The organism is Corallococcus carmarthensis (genome assembly GCF_003611695.1).
Taxonomy (GTDB): domain Bacteria; phylum Myxococcota; class Myxococcia; order Myxococcales; family Myxococcaceae; genus Corallococcus; species Corallococcus carmarthensis.
The window spans coordinates 1-1,380 of record NZ_RAWE01000450.1; the positions used below are offsets into that span (position 1 = coordinate 1).

Genomic DNA, 1,380 nt, shown 5'->3' on the forward strand with positions numbered 1-1,380 from the left:
GTGGGATTGGGGGAAGGGGACGAAGACATGGAAGGAGGCCTCGCGCGGCCGCCAAGGGCGCACCGCGTGTTGGAATGTTTACGTTGGAGGAAGGGCCTGCCCGCTCGGCTCCCGGAGGTCACACCGGGGCGGACGGGGCGCGGGCCCGCGAACGAAGAAGGAGAACGGGAACCGCTCAGCCCTGGACGGGGGGACCCTGGGCCGGGCAGTTCACCGTCCGGGGACGGTCCGCCAGCGGCGTGAGCCGGAAGGGCAGCGCGCGGGCAAGCAGCCCCTGGGCCCGTGCCAGCACCCGGGCGTCATAGCGCGCGAGCAGCGCGCGCAGGGTATCCGGCCGGGGAGCGAACGGCGTCGGAGGACGGACGCTGGCTGCGCCGCGGTCCACCTGATCGCGCGAATCCGGCTGCGGCGCCCCCACGTGGGAGCCGTGCAGCAGCCCCGCTTCCTCCCACCCCAGCTTCGGGCTGGGGGGCGCGCGAGACGCCTCGCCGGTCCGGGACGCGGCCACCTGCGCGCGGGCCGCCGGGAAGGGCCCCCACGGGTGCACCGCCAACCCCAGGAGGCCGGCGAACACCGCCGCGCACACGACCGCCGCCAGGGCGATCCTGGACTCGCGAGGGGCTTCACGCCCGGTGTGGGGAAGGGCCGGCGTCATGGGTGGGGGCGCTAAGCGTGTCGCACCGCATGCGACAGTCGGTGGACGACACAAAACCGCGTCAGCGGAAGGCCTTTATACGCAGCCGGTGTTTCGGGCACCTCGGAAAATCGCGCCTTTGGCGCGGAAAAAGGCCGCGCGCTGACGCACCGGGATGATTTCAGCATCGCTCCACATTGACGTTGCCACCCACCAGGGGGTATCCCCTTTCGGCAACAGAAAATGAGAACCATTCTCAACTTCGACGACGGATTGGCTGCTGCCCCGACGCTGCCTCCGGCTGTGACCGCCCGTGCGGATGCGGCGCGGAGTCCGGTGGGGCTCTTCCAGTCCGCGACCGCGCCGGCCGAGGCGGGGTGGGGACGCTGGAGCGGGGCGCTGCTGGCCGCGACCGCGGCGCACGTGGTGGCGCTGGCGTTGTTCATGACGAACCGGCCGCCGCCCGAGGTCAAGAAGCCGGAGCCGGAGCTGGTGCTGATGGCGTACGCGCCGCCCCCGCCGCCGCTGGGCGGTGGCGCGCTGAAGCAGGCGTCCGTGGAGCCCGTGAAGCCGGTGGCCCACAAGCCGCGCCCGAAGCGGCAGGAGCTGGTGGTCCCCGCGAAGGTCCCGGAGCCGGTGAAGGAGACGCCGGAGCCGGTGGTGGAGCAGGTCGCGGAGACTCCGGCCGTCACGGAGGTGGCCACGGCCGCGGCGCAGGCGCCCGCGGGTCCGGGCGTGCCGGAGGG

Annotated in this window: 1 protein-coding gene and 1 pseudogene; one reads left to right on the forward strand and one right to left on the reverse strand. The window is 73.3% G+C overall.

Annotated features, from left to right (window positions below; translation table 11 throughout):
* Positions 1 to 175 precede the first annotated feature (175 nt).
* Positions 176 to 655, reverse strand: coding sequence for a hypothetical protein (locus tag D7X32_RS44365; RefSeq protein ID WP_120608471.1), 480 nt, complete (start codon positions 653 to 655; stop codon positions 176 to 178).
* A 222-nt stretch (positions 656 to 877) separates the two neighbouring features.
* On the opposite strand from D7X32_RS44365, the pseudogene D7X32_RS44370 reads away from it, so the two are divergent.
* Positions 878 to 1,380, forward strand: a pseudogene (locus D7X32_RS44370) (energy transducer TonB); the annotation flags it as partial.